Raw genomic sequence first — 26,832 nt, forward strand, 5'->3', positions numbered from 1 at the left:
CAAGCGGGACGTGATGCGCGCGGAGGTCGCTGTGGCGAAGCAACTGACACGGGCGGGCATACGATTGGCCAGCCTGCTGGAAGCGCTATTCGGCACGACGACCGCTATGCAACCGACAATGAAACCGGCGACGTTGTCGGGAACGCAATCGCCGCTATTTCCGCTCGGCAATGAGTTCGCGAACCCACTCGGCGAATACGCGTACACGCGGCGGCAGATGCCGGCCGTGCGGATACAGCAACGAGACGGGCGTGGCGGGGGCTTCGACATCCTCGAGCACCTGCACGAGTTCGCCCGTACCGACCAGGTCGACGATGCCGGTGTTCGGAAACTGAATCAGCCCGAGGCCCTGCCGACAGCATTGCAGATAGGATTCCGCGCTGTTGACCGACACATTGCTGCGCATCTTGACGAGGCGCACCTTGTCGTCCTGGATGAATTCCCAGTCGAAGTCGCGTCCGGTGCGGCTCGAAAAGAAGCCGACAGCGACGTGTTCGGCAAGATCTTCGATGGTCTCGGGCGCACCGTGCTCCTCGATATAAGAAGGAGAGGCCACAACGATCTGCGGCCACGTGCAGATGCGCCGCGCAACGAGACTTGAGTCCACCAGTTCGCCCACGCGCACGACACAATCGATCCCCTCGTCGATGAGGTTGGCGACCCGATCCGATGCGCTGAGCACGATGCGGAGGTCCGGATACTGCGCCATAAACGCGGGCAGGGCGGGGACCACCACCCGATGCGCGATGCGCTCGGGCAGCTCGAAGCGAATCGTGCCGCGGGGCACGGCCGAGATTTCGGAGAACATCGCTTCGGCGTCGTCGAGCTCGCCGAGAATGCGAAGGCAGCGCTCGTAAAAAGCGGCGCCTTCTTCCGTCAAGGTGACTTTGCGTGTCGTGCGCTGAAGCAGCCGCACGTGCATGCGCGACTCGAGATACTGGACAGCGTGAGTGACCGTGGGCCGCGGCAGCCGCATTTGTTCGGCCACTCGCGTGAAACTGCCTTGTTCGGCGACGCGTGCAAAGATTTGCATGGCTTGGAGACGATCCACGCGGTTCCTCCTTTCGTTGCGCACCGATCGTAACTCACTTCGCGTGCAAATCGCTTTGCCATGTGGACGCGTGGGCCTTTAGGGAGGCTAGCTCAGTGTGTCGGCTGCCGCGTCCGCATTGCTGCGGACGGGCAAGCCGAAGCAGCGGCGCTTCGACGCGCCCCCCACAGCGCGCGAGTACGCCGGCGCGCAAAGGCGCACGGGTATTCAACGCAGCAGTGCGTATTCGCCGCCCCTTTCAAGGGCGCGACCATAGGCAGGGCGCGAATGAATGCGTTCGAGAAAGGCGCCGATCGCCGGAAATCGCGATCCCATTCCGCCACGCGCGGCGGCAGCCTCGAGCGGGAAGCTCATCTGCACGTCGGCAATCGTGAAGTCGTTCCCTGCGAACCAACCGGTGGCAGCGAGTTCACCTTCAATGTATTTAAGGTGGGTTTCGAGTTGCGGATCGATGTATCCACCTTGCAGGCCGGACGAAATCTTCCGGGCAATGGGGCGCGCGAAGAACGGCATCGGTGTGGCGCCGATACGGGCCGCGACGAGTTTGAGCAACAGCACCGGCATCGCCGAGCCTTCGGCATAGTGCAGCCAGTAGCGTTGCTTCAGATAGGCGGGCGTGCCGCGCTCAGCGACGAAGCGGCCATTGCCGTAGGTATCCACCAGGTACTCGATGATCGCACCCGATTCCGCGATGGTCAGGCCGTTGTCGGTGATCACGGGTGACTTGCCAAGCGGATGCACGGCGCGGAGTTCCTTGGGCGCGAGCATCGTTTTCGGGTCACGCTGGTAGCGCTGGATGTCGTACTCTAGGCCCAGTTCCTCGAGCAGCCAGAGCACGCGCTGCGAGCGCGAATTGTTCAGGTGGTGGACGGTGATCATCGGCGCGGTCGCCTCATCGAAGATGGGACGCTTATGCTACCGCGCCCGATGATGCCGGGACGCCTCCTGCGTTAGGGGATTCATTCGGACCCGAGCGAATCAGTAGACCACGCAGCGTGATCGCCCCGGTCGCTACTCGGGGCGTGGCCGGGACCGTTGCTGAAGCGGCTGGCGGATTGGCCTCACAGGTTTCCGCCCCAGCCGCGCACTCGCGTCGGCTTTATGCGCCGAGCGCCGCAATGACTTCGTCGGTGTTTCGCACGAAGCCGACGCGCGGGAAGATGAACTTCACCGATGCCTCGTGATGGTCGGTCGCCCCCGCGGACATGGCGTCCTCGACGAGCACCTGATCGTAGCCAAGCTCATAGGCCGAGCGCGAGGTCGATTCCACGCCGATATTGGTCGAAATACCGCCGAGCACGATGGTCTTGATGCCGCGGCGGCGCAGTTGCAGATCGAGTTCCGTGCCGAAGAACGCGTTCCATTGGCGCTTGACGATCTGAATGTCCTTCGGGCTCACGTCGAGACCGTCCGCGAACTCGAGCCAGTTCTCGGGCAGCATGCCGGGCTTCAGGTGCGTCGGCTGATCGGCCGGCTGACGCAGCGAATCCGCATAGTCGTCATGCCAGCCCACGCGTACGAGTACGACGAGGCCGCCGAGTTCGCGAAACCGTTTTGCGAGGCGGGCCGAGGCGTCGACGACTTCCTGTCCGGAGCGCGGGCCTTTCGCGAACGGCAGAATGCCTTTCTGAAGGTCGATCAGAACGAGCGCTGTTGTGCGAGGATCGAGGTTTTGCATAAAGATGGACCTTTGCCCCGGAAGGGGCGGCAAATAAAGCGGCACGAAAAACAGCACGCAGCACGTATTAATATGAGGGTGGCCTCGTATTGGAGTATATGAGCATGTCCTCACAAAATGCAAGTGACACGATCGAGGTCGGCACACCGGCGCGCGCCAAGGCGCCGCAGCGCGAGCGCGGGCGCGCGCGCGTGGCCGCCTTGCTCGAAGCCGCAGGGCAGGTGTTTGCGGAGAAGGGCTACGACGCAGCCACCATGACGGCGATTGCCGCGCGCGCCGGGTCGTCGATCGGCTCGCTCTATCAGTTTTTCCCGACCAAGGATGAAATTGCACAGGCGCTGCTTCAGCGCTACGTCGAGGCGTTGATGGAGCGTCTGCACCAGTTGCGCAACGAGGCATCGGAGCTGGAAGGCTCGGCGATCGCCGGCTTTGCAGCAAGACTCACGCGGACTTTTATCCGGTTCCGCGGCGAGCATCCTGCTTTCGCGATGCTGTCGGAAGGCTATGGCAGCGTGGTGCCGGGCTCGGGCGGCATCCGCGGGCGTATCCGTGCGGAAATCGGAGCGGTGCTGCTGGCGTTTGCACCGGGCCAGACCGCCGTACAGGCAGACGCGCGCGCAGGCGTGGTCCAGCACTTGATGAAGGCCGCGGTCGCGATCAACGGCGATGAAGGATTTGAGAATCGCGATGCCGCGCTTGTCGAACTCGAGCATCTCGTCGAGCACGCATTGCGGAGCTGTATCGGACCGCAGGAAAAATGATCCGGGCAGCGTGAGCGTACCGCCCGACATGTGCGCACGTAACTTCTGCAAAACGTGGCAATCTTGAACCGGAACTGTATGCGATGCGATTGCACTCGGCCCGCTGAGCCCCGACGCGGGCCGATGTGCGTCGGATCGGGCGCTTCGTGCGAATCTTGCTTGCAGCTATACTCCGGCCGGATTGACTTGCTGACAAACGATGGCCCGGGCGCATGGGCGGCGAGGGCGGACGGAGCCAGTGTCCCGAACGATCGCGCCACACGTTGCCGCGCGATTCGAGCCTGAACGACCGAACACACAATCATGACAAACGACGGTGCGGAAACCTCTCCTGGCCCGATAACGACGGGCGTGAAGGGTCTCGATGACATCCTCGGCGGCGGGCTCGTCGCCGGAGGCCTGTATCTGATCGAGGGCATGGCCGGCGCCGGCAAAACCATTCTGTCGAGCCAGATCGCATTTCACCGGATCAAGAAGGGCGAGCGCGTGCTTTACATGACGCTGATCGCCGAATCGCATTCGAAATTACTCGCGCATCTGAAGCCGCTGTCGTTTTACGACGAGCGCGCGATTTCTGACCAACTTTTGTTCGTGAGCGGCTACCACGAGCTGATGACCGCGGGCCTGAATGGCTTTCTGCGTGTGATCGCCACCACGCTGCGCGCGCACCGTCCCGCACTGCTCGTGGTCGATGGGTTCCGAAGCGCGCGCGAATTCAGCTCGACCGATCTGCAACTCTCGCAGTTCATCCACGAACTCAATGCGCTGGTCACTGCGGCGAACTGCACGACACTGCTGCTCGCACCGCTCTCGGGCAATGAGCCGCGCCCCGAACACACACTGGTCGACGGGCTGATCGAACTCAACCGGATCAGTGTCGGCATGCGGCGTTCGCGTGAAGTTGAAGTGCACAAGTTGCGTTCGCGCAATCACCTTCTCGGCAAGCACTTCTTCAAGATCACCGATCACGGCCTCGTCGCGTTTCCGCGGATCGAGTCGATGGAAACCGATCCGCCGGGCCTGCCCGACCTCAAGACGCGTTCCGGTTTCGCGGTACCTGGTTTCGACGAGATGCTCGGCGGCGGCCTGGTGCGCGGCTCGACGACGACATTGCTCGGGCCGTCAGGGATCGGCAAGACGCTGCTCGCGCTCAAGTTTATGGAAGCCGGCGTGCGCAAGGGCGAAAAGTGCGTGTATTTCGGTTTCTACGAATCACCGGGACGTTTGCTCGGCAAAGCCGAATCGGTCGGCATCGACTTGAACGAAGCGATGGCCGACGGGCGATTTATCGTGCAATGGCACCCCGCGATCGAGCAGGCGATCGACGAACTCGCCGATCAGTTGCTGAACACCGTCGTCAACGTCAAGGCATCGAGACTCGTGATCGATGGCGTCGAAGCGTTTCGCGACTCCGCATTGCGCTCCGACCGGATTGGGTTGTTCCTCAACGCGCTCACGCACCGGTTACGTGAAGCCGGCGTCACGACGTTGATGACCGAAGAACTGCCGTTGTGGGCCGAGTCGATTCAATCGAATCCGCTGCGTGCATCGGCCATGACGGAAAACATCGTGCTGATGCGCTATGTCGAAGCGGGCGCGCGCATGCAGCGGCTGATTTCGGTGATCAAGCTGCGCGAAAGCGCACACGATCCGTCGATTCGGGCGCTGACGATCGACTCGTCCGGCCTCAGGGTGACCGACAGTTTTGTCGGCGTCAGCGGGCTGCTCTCGGGTCAAAGCGTTGCCGTCGTGACGGCGCCGCCGGGACACTCGCAATGAAAGTGATCCTTGTGGTCGACGATGAGTTCGACATCCTGACCACGTGGCAAATGGTGCTTCAGCTCGAAGGCTTTACGGTGCTGACCGCGCCGAACGGAAAAATCGGACTCGAGATCGCGCGCAGCACGCCGCCCGACCTCATCATCACCGACTGGATGATGCCGGTGATGGACGGCCTCGAGCTGTGCAGGATGCTGGCTAAAGACCCCGCGTTGGCCGTGATCCCGTTGATCCTGGCCAGTGCAGCGTGGCACGAACCTTCCGTGCCGCATCCCAACGCGGTGTTCCTGCGCAAGCCCGTGTCCATGGACGCGCTTGTCGACATCGTGCGCCGACTGATCGCGGCGCGCGGCGAGTCGTAACCGACGTCGTCTTCTTCGCCTGTGCGTTGCATCATTCCCTAAGCATTTATCCCTATCGATTTGCAAGCGAGCCGCATTAGCCGCGGCCTATACGCTTGCCGGGTCCATTCCTCAGTCAGAGTCGCTAAAAATTCACGGAGCTTTCTCTAAAGCCGTCGCTTGTGCACGCCGTTACACCAGGTGAAGGCAGACGAAAGCCGAAGTGAAATAAGCGTATTAAGCGTTCGCGGAACGCTGGCGAAGGGGACTGAATTGAATCGGTTGAGTCTGAATGCAAAGCTGTGGTCAGCTTTGGCAGTCATGTGGGTCGGGCTGATCGTGTTGGGGAGCTGGGCCGCATTCCAGTCTCGTTCGACCATGCTGGACGAGCGCAAGGCGGCGATCAAGCAAGTGGTCGAAAGCGGATACGGCGTGGTCGCCGATTACGCGGGCCGCGCCGAACGCCATGAACTCAGCGTCGACGAGGCGCAGAAGCAAGCCATGGAGCGCCTGAGCGTCATGCGCTTCAGCGGGAACGGTTACTTCATTATTACCGACTCGCATCCGACGGTCCTGATGCATCCGACGCTCGCCGATCTCCGGCATAAGGACGTCAGCGCCTATAAGGACGCCTCGGGCAAGGTGCTGTTTGTCGAAATGGTGCAGGTCGCCCAGACCCACGGCGAAGGCTACGTCGATTACGTCGGCCGCCTGCCCAACAGCACGGTGCCCGCGCCCAAAGTCACCTTCGTCAAGCAATTCAAGCCGTGGGACTGGTACATCGAATCCGGTCTCTATCTGAACGACGTCAGCGCCGCGTTCTACTCCATGCTCGTGCAGTACCTGCTGACGGTCCTCGTGATCGGCGGCGTGATCACCGTCGCCATGATGCTGATCATTCGCAGCGTGCGGCGTAGCCTGGGCGGCGAACCGGACTATGCCGGCCAGATCGCTGAAACGATTGCGGGCGGCGACCTGACGGGCACCGTGGCGCTCAACGGCAGCGACGAGCATTCGATGCTCTTCTCGATGAGCCGCATGCAGCAGACGCTCGCATCGACGATTTCACGCATTCGTATGGGCACGGACGCGATCACGGTTGCGTCGCAGGAAATCGCAGCAGCCAACGACGATCTGTCGGGCCGCACCGAGCAACAAGCGGCTTCGCTCGAGGAAACCGCGTCGAGCATGGAGGAGCTGACCGCGACGGTCAAACAGAACGCCGACAACGCGCGCCAGGCGAGCCAGATGGCAGCCAACGCCTCCGACATTGCACTCGAAGGCGGCACGGTGGTGCGACAGGTCGTCGACACGATGCACAACATCTCGGCGAGCTCGAAGAAGATCGTCGACATCATCGGCGTGATCGAAGGCATCGCATTCCAGACGAACATCCTCGCGCTGAATGCCGCTGTGGAAGCTGCGCGTGCCGGCGAAGAAGGCCGCGGTTTCGCGGTCGTCGCAAGCGAAGTGCGTTCACTGGCTCGCCGCAGTGGCGATGCCGCGAAGGAAATCAAGTCGCTGATCGAAAACTCGGTTCAGCAAGTGCACGACGGTGAATCGCTCGTCGAGCAGGCGGGCACGACGATGGAGTCGGTCGTGCAAGCCGTGCGCCGCGTGACCGACATCATGGGCGAGATCTCCGCCGCCTCTGAAGAGCAGAGCACCGGAATCGGGCAAGTGAATCTCGCCATCACCCATATGGACGAAGCTGTCCAGCAGAACGCCGCGATGGTCGAACAAGCCGCCGCGGCTGCCAAATCGCTTGAGGAGCAGGCAAATGAATTGCGTGATGCGGTCAACACCTTCCGCGTCTCGAACCCCGGTTCGGGCGCCGCGCAGACTTCGGCACAGCGTGCATCGTTTGGACAAGGCCTGCGAACGGCAGTCGGTTATTGAACTCGAGTTGCCCGACTCGCGCCTGCCGCAGGCCGAGATTCCGGCGTGCCCGTGGCGCCGCAGCCCTGAAGGGCTGTAACGCTACTGCTCCCTGATCTCCGTCGCCGCCTTCCCCGTCCAGCGCTTCAATGCGCGACGGAAGTTGGCGGTGTCGCTGAAACCCAGCAACATCGCGACGTCCTCGGTCGTCAACTTGGTCGTTCTCAGATACTCCATCGCGAGAGACGACCGGACATCGTCGAGGATCGCGAGGAACGACGTTCCCTCCGACTCGAGCCGGCGCCGTAGCGTACGACTCGTCATCTTCAGCGTCGCCGCGACGCGTTCCATGTCCGGAAACTCACCGGGCTTGCTCATCAACACCTGATACACCTCGCCCGACGCACCGACCGACGTCTTCGACTGTCCGATCAGGCGGTCGCACGTTTCCTGCAGCATGGCCGCGGAATGCTTGTGAGCGAGCTGAGGCTTTTGCTCGAGGATCGCGCTGTCGTAGACCAGCTCGCACTGCTCGGCGTCGAATTCACACGGACAGCCGAGATACTCGGAATAGATCGATGCATGCGCCGGCGCCGGATAAGAAAACCGCGCGAGCATCGGCGGGCTGGTGTGTCCCGCGACATCCTGCAAGTGATTGACGTGCTGCGTGTATTGCTGCTCGAGCAAGAACCGTTGCACTTCACGCGAAGGGTTTGAAGCGAACGCATTCGGAAACGTCCAGACCGCGCGGTCCGGGAATTCGGTCCATTCGATGATGAGCGTCGGCGTCGCAAGACGATGGTATTTCACGCCGAGGCGGAAGTAGTCGCGCAGCGACAGGCACGACATCAGCGCATAGCCATACATGCCATATGCGGCGAGATGCAGGCGCGAGCCCGTCTTGAACGGCGTGGCCGGATCCGTCGACAGTTCGATCGCATTGCGGCATACGGTCATGTACTGACGGACCGACGTCATGACCGACGCATCGTAGATCTGATCGGGTTCGATGCCGCTGCCGTCAAGACTCTTCTCCGCGGGGATGCCTTGCTCCGCGAGGACCTCGACTAAAGCGGCGATCTTGTACGGCGCGTAGATGCGCTCGTTAAGCAGCGGATATCTCGATGACATTGCACCTCCGCACCATGTCCGCATGGGACATTCTCTTGTCCGAAAATAACCTTATAAACGCGAGCCTATCGCACTACTATCGACGGCACAAGAGATGAGTCCGTCTGATGATCGGACGGCTCACGACTATCCGGAGACAGCATGAGCCGTTCCATCACAGACGCGCCGACGCAAGAGCGCGCCGCCAAAGATCGCAAAGTCATTATTTCGTGTGCCGTCACGGGGTCGGCCCATGTGCCTTCGATGTCGGAGTATTTGCCGATCACCCCTGATGAGATCCGCACACAAGCGCTTGAGGCCGCCGAGGCTGGCGCCGCGATTCTTCATCTGCATGCACGCAACCCCGAAGATGGGCGCCCGACACCGTCTCCCGACGTGTTTCGCCAGTTCGTGCCCGCGATCGCGCAGCAGACCGATGCCGTGATCAATATCTCGACGGGTGGCAGCACGCGGATGACGCTCGACGAGCGCCTTGCCTACGCACGCGTCGCCAAGCCCGAGATGTGTTCGCTGAACATGGGCTCGATGAATTTCTCGCTGCATCCGATCGCGGCCAAGATCCCGTCCTGGCGCTTCGATTGGGAAAAGGACTATCTGGAAGGGATGGAAGACATGATTTTCCGGAACACCTTCCGGGACATCCGAAACATCCTGACCGAGTTCGACGACTACGGCACGCGCTTTGAGTTCGAATGCTATGACGTCGGCCACCTCTACAGCCTCGCGCATTTCATCGATCAGGGGCTGATCAAGCCGCCGTTCTTTATCCAGTCCGTGTTCGGGATTCTCGGCGGTATCGGCGCCGACCCCGAGAACGTATCGGTCATGCGCTCGACCGCAGACCGTCTGTTCGGGCGCGAGAACTACCACTTCTCGATTCTCGCCGCGGGCCGTCACCAGATGCCGCTCGTGACCATGGGCGCGATTTTCGGCGGCAACGTTCGCGTGGGCCTCGAAGACAGTGTCTATCTGTCGAAGGGCGTCAAGGCGAAAAGCAATGCCGAGCAAGTCAGCAAGATCCGCCGGATTCTCGAAGAGCTGTCGTTCGAGATTGCCACGCCGGCAGATGCGCGAGCCATGCTCGGATTGAAAGGCCGCGACAAGGTCTCGCTGTAACGAACTCGGCGCGCGGCGTATTGAATCGTCGCGCGCAGGCTTCGATTGTCATGCGCTTCCGCCGGAGGGCTTGATCCGACGCATGACGTTGATCGTAGATTTGAAGCGGCCGCCATGCCGCGCCGTGAGAACGCCTCACGGGCTACACATAACAACGACATCGCAGAGTGCGAACAGAGACAAAGACATCATGAGTACCACTACCGTAGACCCTGTAATGGCCGAGGCGCATCGGCTTGCGACACGCAAGGCCATGATGCGGTTGATTCCGCTGATGGTCGCCATTTACTTCCTGTCGTTTATCGACCGCACCAACGTCGCGTTGGCCAAGATCCATCTGGCCGCCGACCTCGGTATCAGCGCCGCGGCGTATGGACTTGGCGCGGGGATTTTCTTTATCGGTTACGCCTTGCTCGAAGTGCCGAGCAACCTTGCCGCACACCGTTTCGGGCCGCGTCGCTGGATCGCGCGAATCGCCGTGACGTGGGGCGTGTTGTCGACCGCGATGATGTTCGTCCAGGGCAATATGTCCTTCTACGCGCTGCGCGTGCTGCTCGGCATTGCTGAAGCAGGGCTCTTTCCGGCGCTGATGTATATGGTCACGCTCTGGTTCGCGCCGAAAGACCGTGCGATCGTGGTCGGCTGGATCTATACGGCGCCCGCTGTGGCGTTGAGCCTCGGAACACCGCTCGGCGCTTCGCTGATGCAATTCGACGGTGTTGGCGGCTTGCACGGATGGCAATGGATGTTCTTGCTCGAAGGCCTGCCGACCATCCTGTACGGCGTCGTGCTGTTCTTCGTGCTGCCGGATCGGCCGACCGATGCAAAGTGGCTCTCAACGCAAGAGGCACAAACGCTCGAGAAGCACGCGGTCATCGATACACATGGTCACGTCGAGCTGTTCTCGTCGGACTGGGTTGCAGCCGTCAAGCGACCGACGACGTTGCTCATCGCGCTCATCTACTTTCTGAATCAGGTCGCGTTCGTCGGGCTTTACTTCTTCACGCCGTCGATCGTTGCGCAGATGCATGTGAGGTCGCCGCTGCTTGTCGGCGTGCTGTCGAGCAGCGTGGGTATCGGCTTCCTGATTGGTGTGCTGCTGCTGCCGCGCATTCATCGTCGTCTGACCAGTGGCTGCATGTTCCTCGGCGTACTGACGGCGGGCCTGGTCGCGAGCGCATTGGCGTTTATGGCATCGAGCGGCAATCAGGATGTGCAGATCGTCTTGCTTGCCGTGACCGGTTTCTTCGCTGGCGGGATTCTGCCGTCTTACTGGCACGTCGCGATGAAGCGGCTTCAGGGCATCCAGGCTGCGGCCGGGTTGGCATTTATCAACACGGTCGGACTGCTGGGCGGCTTTGTCGGGCCTTACCTCTTCGGCCTCGCAGAGACCATGACAGGGCGCAGCGACGCGGGCTTCAATGTCGTCGTCGTCGCGTCGATCCTCGGGCTGTGTCTGGTTCCGCTGCTGGCCAGGGCCATTCGAGCCGCGGATCATCCGGCCGGTGCGGGCAACCGCGTGCTCAACGCACGGGCCTGAGCGCTTGATTCAACGTCAATATTCACCAGGGTGTAAGAGCAATGAGACTCGAAGGTAAAGTGGCCATCATCACGGGGGCGGGCCAGGGCATCGGTGCCGCAACCGCACTCAAGTTCGCACGCGAAGGCGCGGTGGTGGCGGTGTGCGATCTGAACGCGCTGGCGGTATCCGCGGTGGTGGACGCTTGCCGGGATGCGGGTGCGACTGCAGCGGGGTACGCCATCGATGTCGCGAATCGCGAAGCGGTGTCGGAGATGGTCGAGCAGGTGCAGAGGCAGTTCGGGCGCATCGACATCCTCGTCAACAATGCCGGCATCACGCGCGACGCGCGGCTTCAGAAGATGACACTGCAGCAGTTCGATGATGTGATCGACGTGAATCTGCGAGGCGTCTTCCATGCAGCGCAGGCCGTCGTCGATTGCATGGTCAGCCAGGAATCGGGCGTGATCCTGAATGCAAGCTCGGTGGTGGGTATCTATGGCAATTACGGTCAGACGAACTACGCGGCTGCGAAGTTTGGCGTGATCGGCTTTACGAAGACGTGGAGTCGCGAACTCGGTCCGAAGGGCATCCGCGTCAACGCGATTGCACCGGGCTTTATCGATACGCCGATTCTGTCGACCGTGCCCGACGAAGTGCTCGACAAGATGCGAAGCCAGGTACCCTTGCGTCGGCTCGGCACGCCTGAAGAGATCGCGAACATCTACGCCTTTCTGGCGAGCGACGAAGCCAGCTATATCAATGGTGCCGTGATCGAGGCGTCTGGCGGGATGACGCTGTAGTGTCGATGCGCGAGCGCAGGTCCTGAACGCGTAATCGACGCATTCGGTGCATGCGGCGTAATCAGCGAAACAGGCGGCACGCAAAAAATTGTCCCTTCTCGACGTCGGGCGAGGGTGTCATGGAGACGACAGATGAATCCGCTCAAGCATTTTGTAGTCGACGCATCGGCCATCAAGACCATTGGGAAGGACCTGAAACGTCCCGAGTGCATTCTCGCCGAACGCGACGGATCGATCTGGACAGCGGATGCGCGTGGCGGTCTGGTGCATCTGTTACCGAACGGCGAACAGACGCTGGTGTTGCCGAAGGACGCGGCACAGCCGGGCGCGAGCGACGGGCTGACCAGCGGTTCATTGCCGAACGGTCTGGCGTTCGACAAACAGGGCAATGTCATCATCGCAAACATCGGCACCGACAAGGTCGAAATGCTCACGCGCAAGGGCGACCTGAGCGTGCTGCTCGACCGCATCGACGGCAAGCCGATGGGCAAGGTCAACTTCGTGCTTCGGGATCGCAAGGACCGGCTGTGGGTGACGGTCTCGACGTGCGTCAATCCGTGGCCCAATGCGATTCGCAACAATCTCGCCGACGGCTATATCGTGCTGATCGATGAGCGCGGTGCGCGCGTCGTGGCCGACGGCCTCGCATTCACGAACGAAGTGCGCCTCGATGCACGCGAAGAATTTCTCTATGTTGCGGAGACCACGGGCAAGCGCGTCAGCCGGTTCAGGGTGCTGGACGACGGCACGTTAGGCCCGCGCGAAACCTACGGGCCCAGTGATCTGGGTGTGGGACTCATTGACGGCATTGCATTCGATGCCTACGGCAACCTGTGGTGCGCGATGATTTTTTCGGACCGTATCGTCGCGATCGAACCGAATGGTGATGTGCTGACCTTGATGGACGACGGCGACAAGGATGCGACGGCCCGCTTCGAAGCCGCGTTTGCGACGGGTGAAGTGGTGCCCGGGGATGTGATGGGTGCCACGGGCGGCAATATTGCGACCTGGATCACAAGCGTTACGTTTGGCGGCCCGGATCTCAAGACCGTCTATCTCGGCAGCTTGAAGAAGAGCTACGTGCCGTATTTCGAATCACCCGTCGCCGGTTTGCCGATGGTCCATTGGTAAGCGCGCCGGCGGGAATTTCTTTATCTGACTAGCCTGAATGGTGTGAAGCATGAATACGTTTGAACTGCTCAAACCCAGACCCGGACTTCGCGTGCTGATTTCCGGTGCGGGAGCGGGCATCGGTGCTGCCATGGCGGAGGCGTTCCTGCAGGCGGGCGCAAACGTCTATGTCTGCGATGTGGTGCCGTCGGCGCTCGAAGCATTGAAGCAGAAGAACCCGGCATTGCATACGGGTGTCGCCGACGTGGCAGTGCGTGAGCAAGTCGACGCTATTGTCGACGACGCGCGCGAAAAACTCGGTGGCCTCGATCTCCTGATCAACAATGCGGGTATCGCAGGGCCAACGGGTGAAGTCGAGAACATCGCGGCCGCGGATTGGGAGCGGACGATTTCGACGAACCTGAACAGCCAGTACTACTTCCTGAACAAGGCCGTTCCGATCCTCAAGGAAACCTCGGACGCGCCGGCCATTATCGCGATCTCTTCCGTCGCGGGCCGACTCGGCTACGCGTATCGCACGCCGTATTCGTCGACGAAATGGGCGATCGTCGGCCTGGTGAAGTCGCTTGCGATCGAGCTCGGACCGAGCAATATCCGCGTCAATGCGATTCTGCCGGGTGTCGTGCAGGGCGAGCGCATGGACCGCGTCATCGCCGCGCGAGCCGAATCGACGGGTGTGACGTTCGAAGCGATGCGCGACGAGTATCTGCGCAAGATCTCTCTGCGACGCATGGTGACCGTCGACGATATCGCAGCGATGGCGCTGTTCCTCGCTTCGCCGGCGGGGCACAACATCTCGGGTCAGGCGATCAGCGTCTGCGGGAACGTCGAATACCTGTAGTGTACGAGCACGCTGCGACCTCGCGCGGGACGGCAAAGCGCGACAGCGGAGCAGCGTCGCGTTACGTCCGCTAGCACGCAAGTGAGCACGAGTCCGCACGGGCCGCCGCGAACTGCGGCTCGTACGGTCTGGGCGCGTCGCTTCACCCCCTGGTGACCTTGATCAGGTGCAAGGCAAGCCTGCGCCGGACCTCGTTGGCTTCTTCATCCGTCCACGTCTGGAATCCCGCACCTGCGCGCATGCCTGTATGCCCTTGTGCAATCAGCTTGTCGAGCAGCGGTGACGACGTTTTCGAACAGTCGAGGTCCGGGAACACGAGCCGGTGAATATCCTGTGCGAGCGGCAGCCCGACAAGATCGGCGTTCTCCATCGGCCCGAGCACCGGCAGCCGCATGCCGAAGCTTTGCTTGACCACGGTGTCGATGGTCTGCGCATCGCACACGCCGCGCTCGACGAGCGATATTGCTTCACGCCAGAGTGCGTGCTGAAGACGGTTACCGATAAATCCCGGCACGTCCTTGTTGACCTTCACCGGGCACTTGCCGACGCTCTCCAGGATTCCGAATACTTTCTCGAACACCTCGTCGGACGTGAACGGCGTGCGGATGACTTCGACCAGCGGAACCAGATGCGGCGGATTCCACCAATGCGTGCCGACGACACGTGAGCGTGCCGCATCGTCGAGCTTCAGGCCGATGTCGATGATCGGAATCACGGAGGTGTTGCTCGCAAGAATTGCGTGAGCCGGCGCGAACTTCGCAAGCTCGGCAAAGATCCGTTGCTTGAGTTCGACTTTCTCCAACGCTGCTTCGATCACGAGGTCCGCGTGCCTGACCGTGTCGGCGAGCTGATCGAACCGCTCAATGCGTGCGAGCACCGGATCGGTTGCCAGACCCATCTGCTCGAGGTTATGGGCGATATACGCGGGCGCGGCCGCCAGCACTTCGGCACTCGTATCCGTGATGGCCACTTGATGGCCCGCAGCGGCAAAGACTTGCGCGATGCCATGGCCCATGAGCCCGGCGCCGATGACCGCGACGTTCAACGTGTTCTGCACTGCTGTCTCCTGTTCGTGAATAGACGATCCTGCGTGGATGTCCTTAGCGACGACTGTAACGACAATCTGATGGATGACCTTAATGATGACGTTACTGATGACCTTTGCGATGCACTGAGCGACGCTCTGAATGGACCTTCCTTAACGCACGTTCGTTCATTAATAGCAGATGTCTGCGGCTTGTTAATTCAAAGCGCATCGCTGTAGGGAAAGCACTGATCCGTGATCAAAACCAGGCCCAATAAAGCTTTGCACGCAGTCTGTCCACATCGGACATTTTGCTGGCCGGAAATGACCTCGTTTGTCGCGTGAGCGCTTCGTACCATCGATGTACCTCATCGATCGTGATCGAGGGGAATCGCATGCACACGGCGCGCGCAGCATCCGTGAGCGATTCGACAAGAACAACGACACACGGAGACATCGATGCGACTCTTTCGTAAGGTCTTGGTAGTGGCAGGCGCCCTTTGCATGACGGTGGCGATTGCGATCCCTGGCACAGCGCACGCCGCAGACAAATACAAAATCTTCCTGAGCATGAGCTACTCGGGAAACGATTGGCAGACCGAAGCGCAAAACATGATCGAGGCCATGGCGAAGGCGAACAGCGACAAGGTCGATCTGAAAACGCAGATCGCCGGCACGGATGTGCAGCGCCAGATCCAGCAGATCAATGCGATGGTCCAGGCCGGTGCGAGCGCCATCATCGTGTATCCGATTTCGCCGACCGCGCTGAACACGGCGATCAGGAATGCCTGCGCGAAGCACGTCGTGGTGTTCGCCTATGACTCGAAGGTGACCGAGCCCTGCGCGTACAACGTCTACACCGACCAGAAGAAACTCGCGACGGACAGTGCTGAATGGGTCGCCGATAAGATGGGCCACAAAGGCAATCTGATCTTTATCACCGGCGTTCCCGGTACGACCGTCGATACCGAGCGCAACGATGCCGCGCATGAAGTCTTCAAGAAGTATCCGGACATCAAGATCGTTGCCGAGCCCAACGGCATGTGGTCCGCCGCAGTGGCTCGCAAGGCGCTGACCGAGGTCATGTCGACGCGCAAGTGGTCGGATATCAACGGCATCTGGGGTGGCGCCGCGTGTTACGTCTCGTGGTCGATGGAACGTGAAGCCGGCGTATCGCCCGACAAGCTCGTGCCGTGTGGTTCGGAAGGCACGAACGGCATGCGCGTGAATATGCTCAAGCCCGGCACCCAGACGACGGGCAAAGATGACTACGTGCCGGACGGTGCACCGGGTATCTCGATCGAGAGCCACCCGGCAGCCGGCGCGTTGGCGCTCAAGCTCGCACTCAAGGTGCTGCAGGGCGGAACTGTGCCGAAAGTGACGGTCATGCCGCTCGTCGAAGTCACACCCGACACGGTGAAGCTCTGCAAAACCGGCTCGTGGGCAGAAATGAAGGACGGCTGCAACACGTTCGATCCTTCGCTCGTGCCGCCGGGCTGGTTCTCCAATATCTATAGCGCCGATACGCCGGAGACCGGTCTCGCGGCTGCGCTCAAACGCGAGCCGGAACCGAAGTGAACGACGCCTGCGCCATCGCGATTGAAGATGTGACCCGGCGTTTTGGTCCCACCGTCGCACTCGACCGCGTCAGCATGCAGATCCGGCGCGGCGCGGTTCACGCCATTCTCGGAGAGAACGGCGCGGGGAAGTCGACACTCGTCAAAGTGCTGAGCGGGATGACGCATCCTGACGAAGGGACGATCCGTGTCATGGATGCCGACGTCCGTTTCGGCGGCCCCAAGGACGCGCAGCGAGCCGGCATTGCCACGGCGTTCCAGGAGTTGTCGCAGGTGCCCGATCTGACCGTCGCGCAGAACCTGCTCTTGCCCGACGAGCCATCGCGCTTCGGCATACGGCGCGGTCGTGAGTGCCTCAAGCGTGCTCAGGCGTTGCTCGATCAATTCGAGCTCGGCGACATCGATCCGACGATGCCCGTCAAGGAACTGGATCTGAGCGTGCGCCAGAAGCTGGAGATCGCGTATGCGATATCGCGCAATTCGAGCGTGCTTCTGCTCGACGAGCCGACCTCGGCACTCACCAGCGAAGACGTTGAATGGCTTGGCCGACGCATCGCCGAATGCAGCAGGCAAGGTGTCACGATCGTACTGATCACGCATCGCATGCCCGAGGTGCGCGCATGGTGCTCGAGCCTGTCGATTCTTCGTAACGGAAGTTGCGTCGGCACCTTCAATGCATCGGAGATCCCGGACGATGACGTGTTCCGCCTGATCATGGGGCGCACGCTGGGCTCTGCATTTCCGCAGCGGCTTCCGCTTCCCGAGGCGACGGCACAACCGCGCCTCAAGGTCGACAAGCTCGGCGCGGGCAAGCGCCTTGTTGATGTCTCGTTCGAACTCCGGCCTGGTGAGTGCCTCGGCGTGGTCGCATTGCAGGGCATGGGGCAGCTCGAGCTCTTCAAGTCACTATTCGGACTCGAGCGAAGCACGGCGGGCACGATCGCGGTCGATGGCAAGCCGGTCACGATCCGCTCTCCGCAGGACGCGATCGCCGCGCACGTGGGCCTGAGCCTGGTGCCGGAGGAACGCAAGACGGAGGGACTGGCGCTCAACCTGTCGGGACGCGCGAATATCTCGCTGCCGACCCTCGCGCAGTTCTCGCGCTGGGGAAGGATCGACAAGAAGGCCGAAGCCGCCGCAGTCTCCGAGGCCTTGCAACGCGTGAGCGGAAATCCGCGTGCGCTGTATGAGCCGGCATCGGCATTCAGCGGAGGCAATCAACAGAAGTTTGTCATTGCGAAGTGGCTGCTTGCCGACAGCCGTGTATTGCTGCTGTTCGATCCGACGCGAGGTGTCGACGTCGGCGCGAAAGTGGAGATCTATCGCGTGATGCATGACTACCTGTCGTCCGGCGGGGCGATTCTGCTGCACTCCACGGAAGTCCCCGAGGTGGCGCATCTGTGCGACCGCATTCTCGTGATGTATGCGGGACGGGTCGTGGCTGAGATGGATGGGCGTCGCGCGTCCGTGCATGAAATCACGGCCGCGATGCTCGGAGGCGCATCGTCTCATGCGCATGCGCCTATGGCTGGGGAGTACGCCTGATGGCTTCGCTTGCGAGACACGATCGTCCTTATCGACCTATGCGTTTTCACTTTCGGCTTCACCGGGGGCTTTGGGTTGCGCTTGCGGTCCTTGCGCTCGTATTCGCTGCGCTCGACATCAACCTTGCACAGCCATTCGGTTATAGCGATCTGAGCTCGACCGCCGCCAGCACGGCCAGTCTCGCGCTTGCCGCGATCGGCGAGACGATCGTGATCGTGAGCGCCGGGCTGGATCTGTCGACTGGCGCGGTGCTCTCCTTGAGCAATTGCTTGTTCGTCACGCATGTCGGCGACTCCACAGGTTCGTTCCTGGCCTGGGCGGTGATCGCAATCGGTGCGGGCGGCGTGGTGGGTGCCGTCAATGGCTTCTTTGTGGCGTATGTCAGGTTGCAGCCCGTGGTCGTGACGCTCGCGACGATGTTCATCACACAGGGCATCACGCTGCTCATCATGAAGCAGCCGGGCGGCGCTGTGCCGCAGGACTTTACTGCGGCGCTTGGCGGCGATGTGCTGGGCGGACACGTACCGATGCCCTTGATCGTGATTGCTGTGGGTCTGCTGATCTGGCTACTCATCCGGAAGACGCGCTTCGGGACGGCGATCTACGCCGTGGGTAGCGACGAGTCGTCCGCGCATCTGAAGGCGATCCCGACGCGCGCCGTGAAATTCTGGGTCTATGTCACGGCCGGATGCTTCTACGGGGCTGCCGGCGTGTTCTTTTCCGCGCAGACGGGTGGTGGAGACCCGCTTGCCGGTGCGGGCATGCTGCTGCCCATCTTCGTCGCTGTGGTGCTCGGTGGCACGCCACTCGGTGGGGGGCGCGGCGGATGCCTGGGCACCGTAGCGGGCGCGTTCTCCGTCACCCTGATCGCCAACATGTTGCTGGTGCTTAACGTGTCGACGTACTACAGCACGGTGGTCGAGGGTGCGATCCTGATCCTGGCCGTGCTCGGTTCATCGGATCTGCGCAATCCCTTGCATGGCTTTTCTTTGCGCGTGCCGCGACGGCCGGCCGTCCGCGTGCGCACGGCTGCTTCGGCGTCCGTACCCGCGCTGAGCCTGCGCCAGCGCATCCATTACGGCATGGACACCCTGCGCATTGCGTTGCCGTCGTTCGTGGGCTTGCTGGTGATCGTGGTCCTGACGCTGGCCATCAACGCAGGCATCAGCATCGGCGCGTACTTTCAGTCGCTGCTGGTTCTTGGCTCGTTTCTCGCTGTGTTGGCGCTCGGGCAGGGTGCGGTGGTACTCAGCGGCGGGCTCGACTTATCTGTGCCGTTCACGATCACACTTGCAGGGGTCGTGTTAACGGGTGTGACGAACGGCTCCGACGCAGCGGGCGCGATCGCGATACCGCTGGTTCTGCTCTTGGGCGCGTGTATCGGTGCGCTCAACGGCTTCGGTGTCGCGCACTTGCGCATTTCGCCTCTGATCATGACGCTCGCCATGAACGGCATGCTGCAAGGCGCGGCGCTCGTCTATACCGATGGCGCACCCACCGGATTTGCTCCGCCCGCCTTGCGATGGCTGATGACGGGGCGCCTCCTGGGCGTGACACCCGTGATCTTTGCTCTCGCAGTCTTCGTTGTGCTCGCGTATTTCGTCGTTCATTCGACCGTATTTGGACGACGGCTCTTTGCGGTCGGCAGCAACCCGGTGTCGTCGGAGTTTTCGGGCGTGCCGGTTAAGCGAATCCTTGTCGCGACGTATGCGTTGAGTGGTCTGTGCAGTGCCCTGGTCGGCGTGATGTTGAGCGGGTTCACGGGGCAAGCGTTCAACGATATGGGAGACCCCTATCTGCTGACCTCGATTGCCGTGGTCGTTGTCGGCGGGACCTTGATGACAGGCGGCCGGGGCAACTACGCGGGGATGCTCGGTGGTGCGCTGATGCTCACGGCGCTCGCGACCTTGTTATCGAGTTCGACGCTGCCTCCGGCCGCCCGGAGCATCGTCTATGGCGCCGTGGTGCTGCTGGCCGTGGTGGCCATGCGGGAGAAGCGCCGCGCGTGACGTCTGGCGATCGAGGCCGCGACCGACGCAGCGACTGACGCAGCGACCGACGCTGGCAAATGGTCGTGCGGAACTGTTTAGCAAAACGCGAAGTTGACCACAACACGATCCAGGAGACACGCCATGTTGGTTCCGGTTCGCAGAATCGTCACGCACAACGACGAAGCAGGGCAGTCCTACGTGCTCAAGGATGGGCACGCCACGAATACGATCGGCTTGTTGACGGAGCTTTGGACCACAGCGGGCGGTCCCCACACGCATGCCACAACTGACGACGCGGGTGCATCATCCAAGAGTCTCGGTCCGGTCTCGCGCGGCACGGTGTTCCGCTACTTCCAGATCCCGCCGGAATCTGCCAGCGCCCATCTCTCGATCGAGGAAAAACAGAAGATCTGGAGCGACCTGTTCAAAAGCTGGAACGCGTCCGGTGCTCAGCCGGATACGAGTCGCGACCCGGGGATGCATGCCACCGAGACGACGGATTACATCATCCTGCTCAAAGGTCAGATCACCCTGGTGCTCGACAAGGAAGAGGTCGACCTCCAGCCGCTCGATTGCGTCGTTCAGCGCGGCACCAATCATGCATGGGTCAATCGCGGAACCGAAGACGCGCTGTTGATGGCGGTGCTGGTCGACGCAAAAGGCTAGGACCTTTCACGACACGGCCCGCGCGTGTTCCCTATGCGTGTTCCTCATGCGCGGTGTCGAGCAAAAAGTCGCGAAGCAGTTTCGCACTCGGCCCGATGCGTTTCGAATGGACGAGAAAGATTTCCAGCGGTGCAGTTTCAACGTCGGGAAGCACACGTACGAGATCACCTGAAGCGAGGAGCGCCGCAGCATCGTAGGCCGGCAGTCTGGCGATGCCATCGCCGGCCAGCACGAAAGCGAGGCGCGATGCCGCGCTATCGGTGACGATGTCGCCCTGCACGGGGACATCCACGTTCTGTTCGCCCACGCGCACAGTGACGTTGCGCTGGCTCGGCGGATAGACGACCCATCGGTGACGACCCAGTTCTTCGACCGAGGCCGGCGCACCCTGTTTGCGCAGATAGGCCGGCGCTGCACAGAGCATCGTGGCCTCGCGCAGCAGCGGACGCGCAAGCAGCGACGAGTCCGCGAGCGGACCGGCCCGCACGGCCAGCTCGACGCCGTGCTGGACGATATCCACATTCGAGTCCGACATCGCTACATGCAGATTGACTGCCGGATAGCGCCGCCGGAACGCCACCAGCGCCGGAAGTATCCATTTCGTGCCGAAGTGATGCGAGCACGTCAAGCGCACTTCGCCCCGCGGCTCGGCACGCAACAGCTCCATGCTGCGCAAGCCATCGGCGGCCTCGTCGAGCATGCGCTCGCAATGCACCCGGAATGCCTGACCGGCCGGCGTCAGACTGAAGCTGCGCGTGCTTCGCTGCGCAAGCGGCACGCCCAAATGGGCTTCGAGCAGGCGAACGTGATGACTGACGACGGCACGCGTGAGACCCAGCGACCGGGCCGCAGCCGCAAAGCTGCCGCAGCGAACGACGGTCGCGAAGATCGCCATCCCGCGGAGTTCATCGAGGATGGGAAGGGTCGGGTGGAGGGTGTCCATGTCCTGATTGTCTAATTTGATGAGCCAATGCGTCAACCCGGAGCTATCTACCGCCGCAGCCCAACACTCCTTAAAGTTCACTCAACCCCGTGAGAAACCAACCCGAGCGGGAAGCTGAATACTCAAAGGAGCTCATCATGACAGTCAAGCATGTGCTGTTTATTTTGACAAACGCCGCAGAGATCGGTCCCAACAAGCGCGCCACGGGTTACTTCTATCCCGAAGTCGCGCATCCGTTCGAAGTGCTCGATGCGGCGGGCATCGCAGTCGAGTACGCGTCGCCGCTGGGCGGGAACCCGCCGTTCGACGGCTACGACGAGACCGATCCGGTTCAGCGCGCATTCAGCCAGAGCGCGGCGATTCGCCGGATGGCCCACAGCCGCAAGCTGTCGGAAGTCGATGTGCTCGACTACGACGCGATCTTCTTCCCGGGCGGATTGGGGCCGATGGTCGATATCGCGAACGACCCGGACGTGAAGCGCGCCGTGCTGCGGGCATGGAACGCCGGCAAGATCGTCTCGGCCGTGTGCCACGGTCCGGTTGCGCTGCTCGGGGTGACACTTGAAGACGGCACGCCGCTCGTCAAGGGGCGTCGGCTGACGTCCTTCTCGAACGCTGAGGAGGAGGGCTATGCGAAGGCCGATGTGCCGTTCATGCTCGAAGACGCGCTCCGCGCTGCGGGGGCCGACTATTCGTCGACGGATCCGTGGCAGTCGAAGGTCGTGGTCGACGGGCGCTTGATCACCGGACAGAACCCCGGTTCCGGTACGGCAATCGGCGAAGCACTGGTCGAGGCACTTCAGGGGGTGACACGATGAACGCATCGGAACAGATTGTCGTCGTCGCGCGCTGGCATGTCGCGCAAGACCAGGTGAATGATGTGCTCGACATCGTCAGCACGCTGCGCCAGCACTCGCTGGCCGAACCAGGGTGCCTTGGCTATGAAGTGTTCCGCAGCACCGAAGACACCGGCACGGTGCTGCTGATCGAGCGCTATCGCGACGCCGAGGCCATCGATGCCCATCGCAACTCGGCTCACTATCAGGAGCTTGTCGTCGGACGCATCATTCCGATGCTGACCGGCAGGCAGGTGGAGCTGCTGCGCGCGTGACGGTTGGTTCGTGTCCGGGATAGGCCGTGTTCTTGCCGCAGGTCGTCACGCCGTTGCGCACTCATGTGTCGGGCGGCGTGGCGACCGCTTTACTTTATCCGTTCGCGGCGAGGTAATCCGTCGGCGACTGTCCCATGGCCTGGCGGAACATCGCTGCGAATGCGCTCGGGCTCGCGTAGCCCAGGTCGTTCGCAATCTCGGTGACCGGGGCTCCGCTCTCGAGTCTGCGCAGCGCTTCGGCGAGGCGGACTTGCTGCACCCAGTGGCGAAACGTCTGCCCCGTCTCCTTGATAAACAGGCGGATCAGGGTCCGCGAACTGCCACCCACGATCTTTGACCAGTACTCGAGTGTCATCGGCTCATGAGGCTTGTCGAGAATCGCCTCGCAGATGCTGACAAGACGACGATCCCGCGGCCAGGGAATTTCGAGGTCCATCGTCCTGGCGGTTTCCAGTTCGAGCGCGATCAACGCGACGATATGTTCGTTTCTGGCGTCGGCCGGATATTCGATGGGTTGTGCCAATAGCGCGAGGATCAGTTCCCTCAGCAGCGGGCTGACCTCGATCGTGCGGCAGGTGTCGCCAAGCCTCCGGGCCGCTTCGGCCTCGATATAGATCGTGCGCATCGAAGTCGGACTCAGCATTTTCTGGTCGTGCACGATGCCGGCCGGAATCCAGAGCCCGCGTTGCGGTGGCAGCAGCCAGATGCCGGACTCCGTCGCCGCACGCATCAGGCCCGTCGTTGCATAGAGGAGTTGACCGCGCGGGTGCGAGTGCGGGGAGATGTACGTACCCGTTGGCTCGTCACGCGCAAGGGCAGTCATGACCCGGGGCACCGTCTGATACTCGGTGTGGTCGATGCTCTTTCCCATCTGGCCCAGCTTGTCACTTCCGCGACGAATCTTGTCAGGCATCGTGATTTCCTCGTGCGGCCGTGAAACCTATGATCGCTCAAAGCCTGGCGTGGCTCATTAGGTAGCAGAGCCGTGGCCGTTGCGTGGTGTTAACGAGGAATACTCCATGAACTCCGTTACTTTTGCCAGCCGCCGTGCGGATACGGGACGATTCGCCATCGTTGCGTGCCTGCTGGTGCTGTCGTTTGCGTTGCGCCCGGGGATCGTTTCGATCGGGCCGGCGTTGCCGCAGATCCAGCACGCGTTCGGGCTGAGCTACTCTGAATCGTCGCTGCTGACGTCGATCCCTGATGTGTGCATGGGTTTGTTTGTGCTTTGCGTACCCGCCATCAGCCGACGGCTGGGCGTGGACAGAACGATATTGTTTTCGCTGCTTCTGCTGACCGTGGCGACGTTCTGCCGTGCCTTGAGCCATTCGACACCGTCGCTGCTTTTCTGGACGACGATGGTCGGCATGGGTATCGCCATCGCGGGCGGCTTGATGGGCGGATGGATCAAGAAGCACTTCGCTGATGAGTCGTCGCTGTTTATGGGGCTCTATGCGGGTGGACTCAGCATCGGCGCGACGGTCGCGGCCGGAGGCACGGGGCTGATCGCAAACGTGACGGGCAGCTGGAGAATCGGCATTGGCACATGGTGCATTCTGGGCGTGACGGCGGTTCTGAGCTGGCTGAGCCTGAGTCGCAGACTGAGTGCGGATGCCGGTAACACATCGCATCAGGTTACGCGTACCGCGAGTACCGCTAATACCGCTCGTGCCGCGATCAAACTGCCGTGGACCCACGGACGGGCATGGCTGATCGCCATTTTCTTCGGCTTGTGCCAGTTCATCGCCTACGCATGCTTAGCGTGGATTGCACCGTGGAATTTTGAAGTGCATGCGAGTCGCATTCCGAGTGGGCTGATGCTCGGCACGTTCACGCTGTTGCTGGCGGCAGGGAGCTTTGCTGCCGGCGCGCTGGCGCGTAAGACACCGGACCGTCGAATCCTGTTGGCGATCGGAACCGGGATGACGGCGATCGGCTTTGCGGGGCTGGTGTTCGCGCCGACTTCATTCCCTGTCGTGTTCGTGGCGCTGATCGCGTTCGGTCAGGGAATCTGTTTCGCGTTGGGCATGACACTGCCGCTCGACTTCGCCGACACACCGGAAGACGCACACGCATGGACCATGCTGGTGTTGTTTGTCGGTTATCTGATCGCCGCGTTAGGTCCGTTTGTATTCGGATATCTGCGTGACCACACCGGGGCGTTTTCTTATTCGTTCGTGACGTTGTTGATCGTCAGCGTGGTGACGCTCGCGATGACGCCTGTTTTGAAGCGAAAGCATGGCGCCGAGGTGTGAAGCTTCGGTTTATCGGGTTAAGAAACGATTCTCAGGCGGTTCAATAGCGGTTCACTGGCGATTCGCAAGGAACGCCCGTGTCTCTAAGACTCGGGCGCTGACTCGCCGATCACCGAGGCACCGGCGTCTCGCGGAAGTTTCATGTACCCGTATATCGATGCGGTCAACAAGGCTCCTGCGCACAGAAAAGCGAACCGGAAATCGTGAAGCGTAAAGGTCTGCAGGGTCGCAGTGTCGCCGCCACCGAGCGCCGAACCCGCGCGTAGTGCCAGCGCGCCGAACGCGATACCGAGACCGATGCTCAACTGGTAGGCCGAATTCCACACCGTGTTGGCGGCCGTCATGCGTGCGGGCGGAACATCGGCATACGCAAGCATGGCCAGCATCGCGAACTGCGTCGACCGCGTTACGCCATACACGAAGACCACCAACGCGATCCACGACAGCGGAGACGCTGGCGTCAGCAGCCCGCACGCGACGATAAACACACCGCCCACCGCGCAGCCGATGGTGGCGACGCGCCTGAATCCAAAGCGCCGCAGGATCGGCGTCGTGAACGCCTTCATGGCGAGATTGCCGACGGCACTGACGATCAGCAGCAAACCCGCGTTGAATGCAGACAGCCCGAACGCGACCTGAAACATCAGCGGCAACAAGTACGGTACCGCGCCGATCGCGATACGCGTCAGCGTTCCGGTCACGACTGTTACCGAGAACGTCGGGATGTCGAGGGTGGTGACATCGATCAGCGGATGTGCCTGATGGCGCGCGTGACAGACCGCAATGCACCCGACCACGATCCCGGCTGCGACAACGCCCAGACCCATGAACGGATTCGTGCCCTGCTGACTCGCGATGTCCGATCCATACACGATGGCCGTCAACGCCAGCCCGCTCAGCACAAGGCCCACCATGTCGAAGGGGCGACGCTGCGCGTTGCGCAGATTCGGCACCCACCTGAGCACGGCGGCCATTGCGGCGAGACAGACCGGCAGATTGAGCATGAAAATCCAGCGCCACGACGCGTACGTCGTAATGAATCCACCCAACGGCGGTCCGATCAAGGGCGCGACGACCGCAGGCCACGTGATCGTGTTGATGGCCTTCATGAGAAGTCCTTTCTCGGTGGTGCGTACGACGATCAAGCGTCCGACCGGCACCATCAACGCCCCCCCGAGACCCTGCAACACCCGTGCGGCGGTAAACTCGGCCACATTCTGCGAGATGGCGCAGAGCAACGACGCGACGGTGAACGCGACAATGGCGGCGAAGTACACGCTGCGCGACCCGAAGCGGTCGGCGACCCAGCCGCTTGCGGGGATGAAGATTGCGAGTGCGATCATGTAAGCGCTCATTCCCAGACTGATCGCGTTCAGGTTCGCTCCAAAAGAGTGGGCCATCTGCGGCAGTGCGGTGGTGATCACCGTGGTGTCGAGATACTCCATAAAAAAGGTGGCAGCCACCACGTAGGGCAACGGCCCGACTGAATGGGGGCGTGATGAAGCGGCATTCATGGCGGTACGGATCCAGGCAGTGAGTGGTGATCCAGATCGGGTTTGTCGATCCTCACCGAGTCTGTTGCCATGGTAGAAAGCGACGTTGCGAAAGGCGATTGCCGTTTTTCGAACGCTGCGTTGACTTTCTGTCAACGGGAGAGGCGCTCGACAGCGCGGAGCAAGGAGCGAGGAGAA

General features: G+C 61.7%; 24 protein-coding genes. 16 read left to right on the plus strand and 8 right to left on the minus strand.

The window, feature by feature from the left end:
• Nucleotides 1–154: 154 nt before the first annotated feature.
• The 3 genes from ACMFWR_RS04520 to ACMFWR_RS04530 form a co-directional block, all read right to left on the minus strand.
• Nucleotides 155–1,051, minus strand: a complete 897-nt coding sequence (locus tag ACMFWR_RS04520) for a LysR family transcriptional regulator (RefSeq protein WP_413193821.1) — start codon at nt 1,049–1,051, stop codon at nt 155–157.
• Between the two features lie 207 nt (nt 1,052–1,258).
• Nucleotides 1,259–1,930, minus strand: coding sequence for a glutathione S-transferase (locus tag ACMFWR_RS04525; RefSeq protein WP_413193822.1), 672 nt, complete (start codon nt 1,928–1,930; stop codon nt 1,259–1,261).
• Between the two features lie 220 nt (nt 1,931–2,150).
• Entirely contained in the window at nt 2,151–2,729 is a 579-nt protein-coding gene (locus ACMFWR_RS04530; RefSeq protein ID WP_413193823.1) for a hydrolase, read from the minus strand.
• Nucleotides 2,730–2,833: 104 nt separating this feature from the next.
• Here ACMFWR_RS04530 and ACMFWR_RS04535 point away from each other — a divergent pair, with 104 nt between their 5' ends.
• From ACMFWR_RS04535 to ACMFWR_RS04550, 4 genes are all read left to right on the plus strand, one after another.
• Nucleotides 2,834–3,490 (plus strand): TetR/AcrR family transcriptional regulator, encoded by a 657-nt coding sequence (locus tag ACMFWR_RS04535; RefSeq protein WP_413193824.1) that lies wholly within the window; start codon nt 2,834–2,836, stop codon nt 3,488–3,490.
• 303 nt (nt 3,491–3,793) lie between these two features.
• On the plus strand, nt 3,794–5,269 hold the full coding sequence (locus ACMFWR_RS04540; RefSeq protein WP_413193825.1) for an RAD55 family ATPase: 1,476 nt from the start codon (nt 3,794–3,796) through the stop codon (nt 5,267–5,269).
• Nucleotides 5,266–5,631 (plus strand): response regulator, encoded by a 366-nt coding sequence (locus ACMFWR_RS04545; protein WP_413193826.1) that lies wholly within the window; start codon nt 5,266–5,268, stop codon nt 5,629–5,631. Before ACMFWR_RS04540 ends, ACMFWR_RS04545 begins: the two co-directional genes overlap by 4 nt.
• A gap of 252 nt (nt 5,632–5,883) precedes the next feature.
• Entirely contained in the window at nt 5,884–7,509 is a 1,626-nt protein-coding gene (locus tag ACMFWR_RS04550) for a methyl-accepting chemotaxis protein (protein WP_413193827.1), read from the plus strand.
• Nucleotides 7,510–7,590: 81 nt separating this feature from the next.
• Here the strand turns inward: ACMFWR_RS04550 and ACMFWR_RS04555 are convergent, their stop codons facing one another.
• Complete coding sequence (locus ACMFWR_RS04555) at nt 7,591–8,619, minus strand: AraC family transcriptional regulator (RefSeq protein WP_413193828.1); 1,029 nt, start codon at nt 8,617–8,619, stop codon at nt 7,591–7,593.
• Nucleotides 8,620–8,760: 141 nt separating this feature from the next.
• Here ACMFWR_RS04555 and ACMFWR_RS04560 point away from each other — a divergent pair, with 141 nt between their 5' ends.
• The 5 genes from ACMFWR_RS04560 to ACMFWR_RS04580 all read left to right on the plus strand — a co-directional run bounded on the left by ACMFWR_RS04560 (nt 8,761) and on the right by ACMFWR_RS04580 (nt 14,029).
• Nucleotides 8,761–9,735, plus strand: coding sequence for a 3-keto-5-aminohexanoate cleavage protein (locus ACMFWR_RS04560; RefSeq protein WP_413193829.1), 975 nt, complete (start codon nt 8,761–8,763; stop codon nt 9,733–9,735).
• Between the two features lie 190 nt (nt 9,736–9,925).
• Complete coding sequence (locus tag ACMFWR_RS04565) at nt 9,926–11,275, plus strand: MFS transporter (protein ID WP_413193830.1); 1,350 nt, start codon at nt 9,926–9,928, stop codon at nt 11,273–11,275.
• 41 nt (nt 11,276–11,316) lie between these two features.
• Nucleotides 11,317–12,057 carry a 3-oxoacyl-ACP reductase FabG gene (gene fabG, locus ACMFWR_RS04570; RefSeq protein ID WP_413193831.1) on the plus strand — a complete coding sequence of 247 codons (741 nt, stop codon included), beginning with the start codon at nt 11,317–11,319 and terminating at the stop codon, nt 12,055–12,057.
• Nucleotides 12,058–12,189: 132 nt separating this feature from the next.
• Nucleotides 12,190–13,188 carry an SMP-30/gluconolactonase/LRE family protein gene (locus ACMFWR_RS04575; RefSeq protein ID WP_413193832.1) on the plus strand — a complete coding sequence of 333 codons (999 nt, stop codon included), beginning with the start codon at nt 12,190–12,192 and terminating at the stop codon, nt 13,186–13,188.
• A gap of 49 nt (nt 13,189–13,237) precedes the next feature.
• Nucleotides 13,238–14,029, plus strand: coding sequence for an SDR family oxidoreductase (locus ACMFWR_RS04580; RefSeq protein ID WP_413193833.1), 792 nt, complete (start codon nt 13,238–13,240; stop codon nt 14,027–14,029).
• A gap of 142 nt (nt 14,030–14,171) precedes the next feature.
• On the opposite strand, the gene ACMFWR_RS04585 is transcribed toward ACMFWR_RS04580, so the two are convergent.
• Entirely contained in the window at nt 14,172–15,086 is a 915-nt protein-coding gene (locus ACMFWR_RS04585; RefSeq protein ID WP_413193834.1) for a 3-hydroxyacyl-CoA dehydrogenase family protein, read from the minus strand.
• Between the two features lie 426 nt (nt 15,087–15,512).
• Between ACMFWR_RS04585 and ACMFWR_RS04590 the strand changes: the two genes are divergently transcribed.
• The 4 genes from ACMFWR_RS04590 (at nt 15,513) to ACMFWR_RS04605 (ending at nt 20,832) form a co-directional block, all read left to right on the plus strand.
• Nucleotides 15,513–16,631: a sugar ABC transporter substrate-binding protein gene (locus tag ACMFWR_RS04590; RefSeq protein ID WP_413193835.1), complete on the plus strand. Its 1,119-nt coding sequence runs from the start codon at nt 15,513–15,515 to the stop codon at nt 16,629–16,631.
• Complete coding sequence (locus tag ACMFWR_RS04595; RefSeq protein WP_413193836.1) at nt 16,628–18,175, plus strand: sugar ABC transporter ATP-binding protein; 1,548 nt, start codon at nt 16,628–16,630, stop codon at nt 18,173–18,175. Before ACMFWR_RS04590 ends, ACMFWR_RS04595 begins: the two co-directional genes overlap by 4 nt.
• Nucleotides 18,176–18,213: 38 nt before the next feature.
• A complete protein-coding gene (locus tag ACMFWR_RS04600) occupies nt 18,214–20,184 on the plus strand; it encodes an ABC transporter permease (protein WP_413193837.1) in 1,971 nt (656 codons plus the stop codon).
• A 123-nt stretch (nt 20,185–20,307) separates the two neighbouring features.
• Nucleotides 20,308–20,832 carry a cupin domain-containing protein gene (locus ACMFWR_RS04605; RefSeq protein ID WP_413193838.1) on the plus strand — a complete coding sequence of 175 codons (525 nt, stop codon included), beginning with the start codon at nt 20,308–20,310 and terminating at the stop codon, nt 20,830–20,832.
• Between the two features lie 31 nt (nt 20,833–20,863).
• Here the strand turns inward: ACMFWR_RS04605 and ACMFWR_RS04610 are convergent, their stop codons facing one another.
• Nucleotides 20,864–21,775 carry a LysR family transcriptional regulator gene (locus ACMFWR_RS04610; RefSeq protein WP_413193839.1) on the minus strand — a complete coding sequence of 304 codons (912 nt, stop codon included), beginning with the start codon at nt 21,773–21,775 and terminating at the stop codon, nt 20,864–20,866.
• A 137-nt stretch (nt 21,776–21,912) separates the two neighbouring features.
• On the opposite strand from ACMFWR_RS04610, the gene ACMFWR_RS04615 reads away from it, so the two are divergent.
• Together ACMFWR_RS04615 and ACMFWR_RS04620 are read left to right on the plus strand one after the other, a co-directional pair.
• Entirely contained in the window at nt 21,913–22,593 is a 681-nt protein-coding gene (locus ACMFWR_RS04615) for a type 1 glutamine amidotransferase domain-containing protein (protein ID WP_413193840.1), read from the plus strand.
• A complete protein-coding gene (locus tag ACMFWR_RS04620) occupies nt 22,590–22,886 on the plus strand; it encodes a putative quinol monooxygenase (RefSeq protein ID WP_413193841.1) in 297 nt (98 codons plus the stop codon). The genes ACMFWR_RS04615 and ACMFWR_RS04620 overlap by 4 nt, the downstream gene beginning before the upstream one ends.
• A 94-nt stretch (nt 22,887–22,980) precedes the next feature.
• Here the strand turns inward: ACMFWR_RS04620 and ACMFWR_RS04625 are convergent, their stop codons facing one another.
• The gene (locus ACMFWR_RS04625) at nt 22,981–23,799 is read right to left on the minus strand and encodes an AraC family transcriptional regulator (RefSeq protein WP_413193842.1); all 819 of its coding nucleotides are present in this window, start codon (nt 23,797–23,799) and stop codon (nt 22,981–22,983) included.
• A gap of 106 nt (nt 23,800–23,905) precedes the next feature.
• Here ACMFWR_RS04625 and ACMFWR_RS04630 point away from each other — a divergent pair, with 106 nt between their 5' ends.
• Nucleotides 23,906–25,141, plus strand: a complete 1,236-nt coding sequence (locus ACMFWR_RS04630; protein WP_413193843.1) for a CynX/NimT family MFS transporter — start codon at nt 23,906–23,908, stop codon at nt 25,139–25,141.
• Between the two features lie 83 nt (nt 25,142–25,224).
• On the opposite strand, the gene ACMFWR_RS04635 is transcribed toward ACMFWR_RS04630, so the two are convergent.
• Nucleotides 25,225–26,655: an MFS transporter gene (locus ACMFWR_RS04635; protein ID WP_413193844.1), complete on the minus strand. Its 1,431-nt coding sequence runs from the start codon at nt 26,653–26,655 to the stop codon at nt 25,225–25,227.
• Between the last annotated feature and the right edge of the window lie 177 nt (nt 26,656–26,832).

Origin of the sequence: Pararobbsia alpina (assembly GCF_965118125.1) — a bacterium.
In the GTDB taxonomy this organism is placed as follows: domain Bacteria; phylum Pseudomonadota; class Gammaproteobacteria; order Burkholderiales; family Burkholderiaceae; genus Pararobbsia; species Pararobbsia alpina_A.

What these genes read in the sequence shown, in the direction of transcription:
- ACMFWR_RS04525 (WP_413193822.1), bottom strand. Translation starts at nt 1,930, where the DNA reads ATGATCACCGTCCACCACCTGAACAATTCGCGCTCGCAGCGCGTGCTC.
- ACMFWR_RS04530 (WP_413193823.1), bottom strand. Translation starts at nt 2,729, where the DNA reads ATGCAAAACCTCGATCCTCGCACAACAGCGCTCGTTCTGATCGACCTT.
- ACMFWR_RS04535 (WP_413193824.1), top strand. Translation starts at nt 2,834, where the DNA reads ATGTCCTCACAAAATGCAAGTGACACGATCGAGGTCGGCACACCGGCG.
- ACMFWR_RS04540 (WP_413193825.1), top strand. Translation starts at nt 3,794, where the DNA reads ATGACAAACGACGGTGCGGAAACCTCTCCTGGCCCGATAACGACGGGC.
- ACMFWR_RS04545 (WP_413193826.1), top strand. Translation starts at nt 5,266, where the DNA reads ATGAAAGTGATCCTTGTGGTCGACGATGAGTTCGACATCCTGACCACG.
- ACMFWR_RS04555 (WP_413193828.1), bottom strand. Translation starts at nt 8,619, where the DNA reads ATGTCATCGAGATATCCGCTGCTTAACGAGCGCATCTACGCGCCGTAC.
- ACMFWR_RS04560 (WP_413193829.1), top strand. Translation starts at nt 8,761, where the DNA reads ATGAGCCGTTCCATCACAGACGCGCCGACGCAAGAGCGCGCCGCCAAA.
- ACMFWR_RS04565 (WP_413193830.1), top strand. Translation starts at nt 9,926, where the DNA reads ATGAGTACCACTACCGTAGACCCTGTAATGGCCGAGGCGCATCGGCTT.
- fabG (WP_413193831.1), top strand. Translation starts at nt 11,317, where the DNA reads ATGAGACTCGAAGGTAAAGTGGCCATCATCACGGGGGCGGGCCAGGGC.
- ACMFWR_RS04575 (WP_413193832.1), top strand. Translation starts at nt 12,190, where the DNA reads ATGAATCCGCTCAAGCATTTTGTAGTCGACGCATCGGCCATCAAGACC.
- ACMFWR_RS04580 (WP_413193833.1), top strand. Translation starts at nt 13,238, where the DNA reads ATGAATACGTTTGAACTGCTCAAACCCAGACCCGGACTTCGCGTGCTG.
- ACMFWR_RS04590 (WP_413193835.1), top strand. Translation starts at nt 15,513, where the DNA reads ATGCGACTCTTTCGTAAGGTCTTGGTAGTGGCAGGCGCCCTTTGCATG.
- ACMFWR_RS04600 (WP_413193837.1), top strand. Translation starts at nt 18,214, where the DNA reads ATGCGTTTTCACTTTCGGCTTCACCGGGGGCTTTGGGTTGCGCTTGCG.
- ACMFWR_RS04605 (WP_413193838.1), top strand. Translation starts at nt 20,308, where the DNA reads ATGTTGGTTCCGGTTCGCAGAATCGTCACGCACAACGACGAAGCAGGG.
- ACMFWR_RS04610 (WP_413193839.1), bottom strand. Translation starts at nt 21,775, where the DNA reads ATGGACACCCTCCACCCGACCCTTCCCATCCTCGATGAACTCCGCGGG.
- ACMFWR_RS04615 (WP_413193840.1), top strand. Translation starts at nt 21,913, where the DNA reads ATGACAGTCAAGCATGTGCTGTTTATTTTGACAAACGCCGCAGAGATC.
- ACMFWR_RS04620 (WP_413193841.1), top strand. Translation starts at nt 22,590, where the DNA reads ATGAACGCATCGGAACAGATTGTCGTCGTCGCGCGCTGGCATGTCGCG.
- ACMFWR_RS04625 (WP_413193842.1), bottom strand. Translation starts at nt 23,799, where the DNA reads ATGCCTGACAAGATTCGTCGCGGAAGTGACAAGCTGGGCCAGATGGGA.
- ACMFWR_RS04630 (WP_413193843.1), top strand. Translation starts at nt 23,906, where the DNA reads ATGAACTCCGTTACTTTTGCCAGCCGCCGTGCGGATACGGGACGATTC.
- ACMFWR_RS04635 (WP_413193844.1), bottom strand. Translation starts at nt 26,655, where the DNA reads ATGAATGCCGCTTCATCACGCCCCCATTCAGTCGGGCCGTTGCCCTAC.